Here is a 7,942-nt window from a genome sequence, read left to right as displayed (position 1 = left end):
GAGGAGATGAAAAAAGCAAAGGCCGCCTTATTTGAGAAATTGAGAAAAAACTTTTAACGCGCTATTGAAAATCACAGTCCCTGGTGACTATTGATTTGGGGCTCATTCCTTGACTGGAAAATACTGCTATGGAAGCATGCGAGTCCTCAAATGGCGTTTCATTTCACGTTTTTTTATCGCTTCACGCTTATCGTGTTCTTTCTTTCCTCGCCCCAGCCCCAGCTCTACTTTGATAAGACCGCGTTTCGAATATATGGACAATGGAATGAGCGTGCGGCCGGCTGCTTGGGATTTGCCTATGAGGGAGGCGATTTCTTGTTTTGACAGCAGCAGGGTACGGTCGCGGTGCGGATCGTAGTGTGTTTGGGCTTGAGCGGCGGGCGGGTAGGCGGAGATGGTCGCGTTGATGAGCAACGCCTCGCCATACGGAGTAATGCGGGCATACGACCCCGCGAGAGATACTTGTCCTTGTTTGACTGATTTCACCTCTGGACCGGTCAGCTTGATGCCGGCCTCAAGCCGTTCTGTGATCTCATAGTTGTAGAGCGCTTTTTTGTTCACGGCAAAAGGAGGCATAATACATTGAAATCCTAAATACTAATTTCTAAACTCTAAGCAAATCCAAAAATCCAAATAACGAAACTTGAGTTTTGAACATTTGAATTTTGAGTTTGTTTAGGTTTTAGGGTTTCGGATTTAGAGTTTCTATTATCACATCCTCTCTACCGGCTGCATGCCTAGCAGCTTCATCCCGATCTGCATGGTGTGCGCCACTGCCTGGAAAAGCGAGAGGCGCGCGCGGCGAATGGGTGTTTCTGCCTGGGCAACCGGCAGCCGGTCATATGACGCATGGAACACATTGGCGAGCTCTTCAAGGTAGTGGACTAAGATGTGCGGCCGATAGTCCTCGGTGACCTGTGTGAGCGTATCGGGGAATCTCACCAGCGTGCGCAGAAGAAGAAGCTCGTCCGGCTTCTGCAACAGTGTGTGATCGGATGGCGCGGTCAGGTCCTCCGGATGTTCCGCTTGAATTTTCCTGACGATGCCGTTGATGCGCACGTAGGTATAGAGCAGATAGGGAGCGGAGGCTCCTTTGAAATTCATCATCGCATCCCAGTTGAACGTGACGGATGATTCGCGGTCCCGTGAGAGATCGTTATACACGAGCGCGCTTATGGCTATCCGTTTCGCGGCATCCTCTTTCTCAAGAGGGGAGAGCGACGTGTTTTTTTCGTTGATAATTTTTTTGGCAAGCTCGATTGACTTATTGATAAAATGCATTGCGTCAACCGCCTCGCCCTCTCGCGTGGACATCTTGCGCCCGTATTCGCCAAGGATAAGGCCGAATGGCACATGGATGAGCCTCGCGGAAAGCGCATAACCCATCTTGCGCGCGGCGGCGAACAATTGCTTGAAATGCAATATCTGCTGATCGCCGACGACATAGAGTACGAGATCGGGCTTTAGGTTGTCTTCCCTCCACTTGATCGTCGCAAGGTCGGAGGTGGAATAAAGGTAGCCGCCGTCTGATTTGCGGATCATGTAATCAGGAAGCCCTTCTTGGTTTAATGGGATGACTACCGCGCCTTCGCTCACTGCCGCCACTTTTTTATCAAGCGCTTCCTGGACAATCTGGGCGAGCAAAGGTTCATAAAAACTTTCCCCGTGCTGGTAATCGAACGCAATACCGAAAAGCTCATACACGCGGTTAAACTCTGCATGGCTGATGCGGCAAAATTCCTGCCAAAGTTTCTTGGCTTCCGAATCCCCCTGTTGGAGCTTCACTGTTTCTGCGCGGGCTTGTTCTTCAAGGGCGGGGTTATGGGGCAGCTCTTTATGGAAGCGAATGTAGAGCGCTTCAAGTTCCGGCACGCTCACCGGCGCATCGGCGCGCGGGGTATGCCAAAGCCTAAAGGCAACTAATAGTTTTCCAAATTGGGTGCCCCAATCGCCTAGATGGTTGTCATTGATAACTTGATATCCCGCATGGCGGAATATATTGTCAAGAGCGTGGCCAATAAGCGTAGAGCGGAAATGGCCCACATGCATCATCTTGGCAATGTTCGGGCTTGAATACTCAACCAGCACTTTCTGCGGCGGTACAGGAGTCCATCCCCAGACGTCTCCGGCGTCCCGTATAAGAGGAAGCCTTGCCTGAAGCCAGGTTTTTGAGAGAAAGAAATTAACATATCCCGAGGGGGCTATTTCTATCTTTTCAATCATGGGACGCAAGGAAGGTTTGATTTTTTCTGCAATTTCTTGTGCAATATCGGATGGTTTTCGCTTCAAATCTTTAGCCAAACGAAGCGGCAGGTTCGTCGCATAATCACCCATCCTTGAATCAGGTACCGTAACGAGGCCAGTAAGGCTATCAAGGCCTACCCCGGCATTGAGGGACGGTATAATGGCGCGTAATGACTCTTCAATGGTGTGTTGTGGTGAAGGCTGCATAAAATAGTTTTAACATCGTATATTCAACATACCATATTTATCCGCCTTTGCAGAAGACAATGACTTTAAGCCAGATGAATGCCAAAAAATGCTACGGCGGAGGTCGCCAAAAGGCGGATAACCCGCCGAAGTCTCGACTCATAGAGACGAAGGAGGGTAATAAGACATTACGGACTACTTCTATGGCTCCATATCATCCACATAATTCTTCTCTTATCCCTAGTTTATCCTAATATCGGTATTAATAAATCCATCACGTTACCATTGATATAGCCTAGGATGGATAATGAGACTGATGGCCAGATTGTGAAAGAGAAAACATGAGATTTACTAAGGATTTTGTAATATCGGCACGGTTGACTTTAGGCAAAAAGTGCGCTATAATGATATTAGTAAATAGAAAAAAATTGGCTAAATGAATGGAAAAGATAGTAATATCGGATGCCAGGATGAAGCAAAGAGAAGTAGCGCGCGAGGAGACAAAGCAAATGAGCCAATTGACCCTTGGTCTGGCGAGTAGAGGATCACCGCAGTGCAAAGAGGGCACGAAGAAGGGTTTGAAGATTTAAGAAATAAAAAAATGTTTATTCTGCGCGAGTTTAGAAGACGCGCGAAATAAACAGGGCACCCACCGTTGACAATCTAATATAAGCCGTGCGTGAAAGCTTTTATAGTTGTCGAATCGGTGGGTTCATATACCAGTATACTAAATTATTACCCACCTGGCAACTAAAAATTTTTTACCCCGTTACCAAAATGTTGGATTATAAGTCATAGGCTTATAATAAATGTTTCTGGTATGCCTAACATAATGATTTAAGATAAGCCTTTAGGTAAACGGGGTTAATGTGCGGCCTGCGATAAGTCCAAAAACGGACTTTAAGCCGCATGAAAACAAAAACAAAAAACCACACAGAGACCACGTCTCATATACCCTTGTCTCTTTCCGTTCATTCTCAGAATGAACTGGAGAAGCCAGGGTATATTTTGTTATCTGAAGCATCTGAGCTCTGCACCTACAGCCAGGAATACCTCTCTCTCCTTGCCCGACGCGAGTTATTAAAAGCGGAAAAAATTGGACGGACCTGGTATACCAAGAAAGAGTGGCTGCGGAGATATATTGAGGAGCATCCTTCTACTGATCGCGGCAATGTGAAGGGCGAATGGAAGGAAGATGCGCAATTGCACACCCTGCTTCAAAACCATGTCGCGCTTCGTGAAGTGTCTACTGTCGCGCAGCAAGTTGCGCACCATGCAAAAGTCCTGCCGAAAAAAGTGCAATCAGCCGCAGTTCAGTTGCAATCACGATTACAGAACCAAATTAAGAAAACGCTTGACGCTGCCCTCCAGGCCGCCATCTATCATCTCCACACATTTCAAGCGCGCCTCATCTCATCAGGTAAATTTCCTTATCATGTCTTTTTAAGCAAAACCCAACAGCACCGCGAAACAATTTCCAGGGAGCTCAAACAATGGGAAAAAGGTTTTATAAATATTTTTTCTACCGGCATTCCCACTCGTAAAAACTTTACTTCTTCCCGCATCGCCGGGAAGCAATTAATTTCGAATCCGTTACGTAGTAACAAAATTGTTTCCTCCCTCGCAAATATTTTTTCAGACCTACTTCCATCACGCCGTTTAATAACGCTCACGCACCAGCCAAATTATGTCATCGCATTGCTCTCCCGCTTTTTGAGCGAGTGGTACAGTTCCGCGCGCCAAGGCCTCGATTTTTTCACCCATACCCCCACCCTAACTTTCCGTTATTGGTCTCTCTTTCCATGGCAGAGGCGCCTGCAGTCAGCAATGGTATACCTGCTGCTGGTATCGCTGGTATCTACCAACGTATTGGCGTATGTCACTCCGCAAACTGCCGCAGCGCTCGCGGATCGCGTGGAATTCACCGGTAAGGCTCTCGCGCTCCACGCGACGCATACGGCACGCGCCGGGATGGAGCAAGGCCAATATCTCGCGCGGGTGATTGCAGAGGAGGCGCCTTTACTGGCTCACACCGCACTTTCTCGCACGACTTCCCAAGCGCATTATTTCGCTCGCGCATTGGAGTCTCTGGGGACACATACAGAACGCCTATTAGCGAGTATTTCTCAAAGTGCAGAAACGCTGCCGCAGGCGGCATCACAATATGCGTTTCAACAGGCTTCCCCTCGACAATTATCCGCGCGCATCGTGCCGACCCCTGCGCAAGCAGTGCGGGAAGTGTTTGCGGACGCCAAAGATATCGCTTACGCGTTCATACCCGCACGCATGCAGCAGGGGGAATCCTATGAGACTGGAGGGATGAGTGAACCTCGCGTCGCGGGCATTTCAGCAACAAAAGGAGGTCGGTTGATAAGTCAAATCCTTCTCTCCTTCATAAATAGATCTGAACATCTTTCGGAACAATGGTCTCGCGAGATTGGCGCATCCCGCCACAATACGCCTCTAGTCCCAAATGCTGCAGGCATGAAGCGCCTTTCTTCTCCATTTCTTTCTTCTCTGAAGAGCATGGGGAGGATCGCGGAGCGCGTATCAGACCAAATCCCTCCTCAAACGCTTGAAAAAGCGGTTCGCGTGTCCGCAGAACGCTTAGCTTTCGTGCCTGTATCGCGTTATGCGCGCGGCACGAGCGTGAGCAGACTGGCGCAAACCGTTGGTTCACTTGGAAATTCCGCATTGGCGCTGGTGGGGGCAGGGGAGGATACGGCGCTAAATGGAATCCCATCTTTGAGCCGCGGAATCACCCGCACCGCATTGCCAGATGCCGCGCAGACAAAGGTTGATACCTTTGTCGCACGCACGGGCGTGAGTGCAAGCAATTACGCCACGCAGTCATTTGTGGTTTTGGGGAAAAAGATCGGAAGTGCAATTGACCAGACGATCGCATGGTTGTGGCGCGACCGGGTCGGGATTTGGCAAGATCAGTTATTGGCTCTTGTGAAACAGAGGAAGAAGTCCGGAGATATTCAATATGGCGGAGGGACGATCGTTATCAATAAAGGGACAGGAAAAGGCGCACAAGGGAGTTCGGGATCGCAAGGCCAAGCAGGCCCCCCAGGTCCGGTTGGCTCCCAAGGCCCTGCCGGTCCGCCTGGTCAGCCCGGTTCGCAAGGTATTGCCGGTCCTCCTGGTCCCGCGAGTTCTACAGGTCCCGCTGGTTCCACTGGCCCGCCCGGAAGTTCAGGATTTTCTCCCACATCCGTGTATCTCTTTTCAGCCCCTGCTAAAGATGGCGGGGGTACGGCGTTTGCAGTGAAGTACTTAAGCAGTGATGTGCTGACCGTACGGAATGCGACGGTGTCAGCCGCGCTCGTCGCGGAAACACTTACGGTGAATGGGGGTTCAACTTTGAAAGGCGGTGTGACTATGCAGAGCACGCTGAATGTTGCGGGCGCGACCACGCTGTCTGGCCCGCTTTTTGTGAATAATGAATCTTACTTCAGCCAACCTGCGCGATTTACGACTCTCAATGCGACTACCACGAATGTAGGCGCCCTCTTGGTATATGGCAATGCCACGACTACCGGGTCGCATTACATCGGCGGCGACTTGACTGTTGCCGGGTCATCAATTTATACCGGCGGTTCTACGTTTAATTCCGTCACTACCACGGACACCGCTTATTTCGGCGGGAACGCGGTGAGTATGGGAAATGTAGGGATTGGCACGAGCACCCCCACTGTGCGGCTTGTGGTTTCCGATGGGTCAAGTTATACCTTCTTCTCGCTTCCCACCACGGGCAATTACGCCACGACCACGTTGAATACTGGATTAGCGGTAGCTACTTCTACGTTGGTGGTAAATGCTGCTGAACAGCGCGTGGGCATAGGCACTGCAACACCAGGTTATAAACTCCACGTGGTAGGAGATACGTACCTTGCAGGAAATGTAACCACTACAGGCACGCAGATTATTTCCAGCCAACTTGGCATCGCTACCACTACGTTACCATACGCGCTCAATGTGACCGGCTCCGGGTATATTACCGGAGACTTTATCATCGGAGGGAGTGCAATATTTACGGGCGGTTCCACCTTTAACTCTCTCACCACCACTGACACTGCCTACTTCGGCGGCAAGACCCAAGTGATGGGGAATTTAGGTGTGGGTACCACAGCCCCAGGCGCACAGCTGCAGGTAACAAACGACGCGAGAATATCCACGGTGAATGCGAGTACGACAAACATTGACACGCTTACCGTGAATACGCAAGGAATTTTCAGCAATGAGGTAAGAGTGAATACCTTAAACGTGACTACAACAAAAGTTGACAATTTAACAGTCAATAACAGTTCTAGCCTTTCCGGTCTCACCACCATCACAGATGGAAGGATTGTCTCCTTAAACGCCACCTCGTCATTCATTGACACGCTGGTGGTTAATTCCTCGCTCTCCGGCACAGGATTCACGAATGCCTGGAACAGCGCCCTGAACGCCACCACCACTTTGGACCTGACCACTTTTTACAGCACCAACGCCACGATCGGCACCCTTTCACTTACCAACGCCCTGACCGTTCCCAATGGCGGCACGGGCCAGGCCACCCTTTCCTCGGGCGATATCCTCTTAGGCAACTCAACGTCAGGGATTCTCTCCACCTCAACGCTCTCGGTCGTGAAAGGCGGCACCGGCGCCACCTCGCTCTCAGGATTAGTCTTCGGGAACGGCACCTCTGCCATGACCGCAACCACCACGCTCGCCGTCAACTACGGGGGAACCGGCGCCACTTCCTTAACCTCAGGCGGCGTGGTCTTTGGCGGCGGCACGTCGCCCTTAACCGCCTCCGCGGTCATGACCAACGGACAGCTCTTGATTGGCGACGGGTCAGGCGCACCCACCCTTGCCACGCTCACGGAAGGATCCAATATCACCATCACGAACGGGGCAGGGTCAATCACCATCGCGGCAACCGGGTTAGCCTCTGCCGGCACCCCAGGAGCCTGGCAGAATATCTTCACGAACACCTTGGCCCCCACCAACACTTCCGCCGGCATCTTCGTCTATGGGTCATCAACCATTGATACTTTAAGAATCCCCGGTTCCTTAAACGCCACCTCGTCATTCATTGACACGCTGGTGGTTAATTCCTCGCTCTCCGGCACAGGATTCACGAATGCCTGGAACAGCGCCCTTAACGCCACCACCACCCTGGACCTGACTACCTTTTACAGCACCAACGCCACGATCGGCACCCTTACCCTCACCAACGCCCTTGGGGTCGCCTCCGGCGGCACAGGCCAGGCCACCCTTTCCTCGGGCGATATCCTCTTAGGCAACTCAACCTCTGGCATTCTCTCCACCTCCACCCTGTCAGTGGTGAAAGGCGGCACCGGATCATTCTCGCTCTCAGGATTAGTCATAGGCCAAGGCACCTCTGCCATGACCGCAACCACCACGCTCGCCGTCAACTACGGGGGAACCGGCGCCACTTCCTTAACCTCAGGAGGCGTGCTCTTTGGGGGCGGCACGTCGCCCCTGACCGCTTCCGCGGTCA

General features: G+C 51.3%; 4 protein-coding genes. 1 reads left to right on the top strand and 3 read right to left on the bottom strand.

The window, feature by feature from the left end; translation table 11 throughout:
* Positions 1–126: 126 nt before the first annotated feature.
* The 3 genes from smpB to WC593_15770 all read right to left on the bottom strand — a co-directional run bounded on the left by smpB (position 127) and on the right by WC593_15770 (position 4,386).
* The gene (smpB, locus tag WC593_15780; protein MFA4826609.1) at positions 127–576 is read right to left on the bottom strand and encodes an SsrA-binding protein SmpB; all 450 of its coding nucleotides are present in this window, start codon (positions 574–576) and stop codon (positions 127–129) included.
* A 135-nt stretch (positions 577–711) separates the two neighbouring features.
* A complete protein-coding gene (gene argS, locus WC593_15775; protein ID MFA4826608.1) occupies positions 712–2,451 on the bottom strand; it encodes an arginine--tRNA ligase in 1,740 nt (579 codons plus the stop codon).
* Positions 2,452–4,251: 1,800 nt separating this feature from the next.
* A complete protein-coding gene (locus WC593_15770; protein ID MFA4826607.1) occupies positions 4,252–4,386 on the bottom strand; it encodes a hypothetical protein in 135 nt (44 codons plus the stop codon).
* Positions 4,387–5,175: 789 nt separating this feature from the next.
* Here WC593_15770 and WC593_15765 point away from each other — a divergent pair.
* Positions 5,176–7,942, top strand: a 2,767-nt coding sequence (locus tag WC593_15765; GenBank protein MFA4826606.1) for a hypothetical protein, incomplete at its 3' end; no start/stop codon positions are given.

Origin of the sequence: Methanoregula sp. (assembly GCA_041645435.1) — an archaeon.
Classification (GTDB): Archaea; Halobacteriota; Methanomicrobia; order Methanomicrobiales; family Methanospirillaceae; genus Methanoregula.
This window is presented reverse-complemented; position numbering and strand designations above follow the sequence as displayed.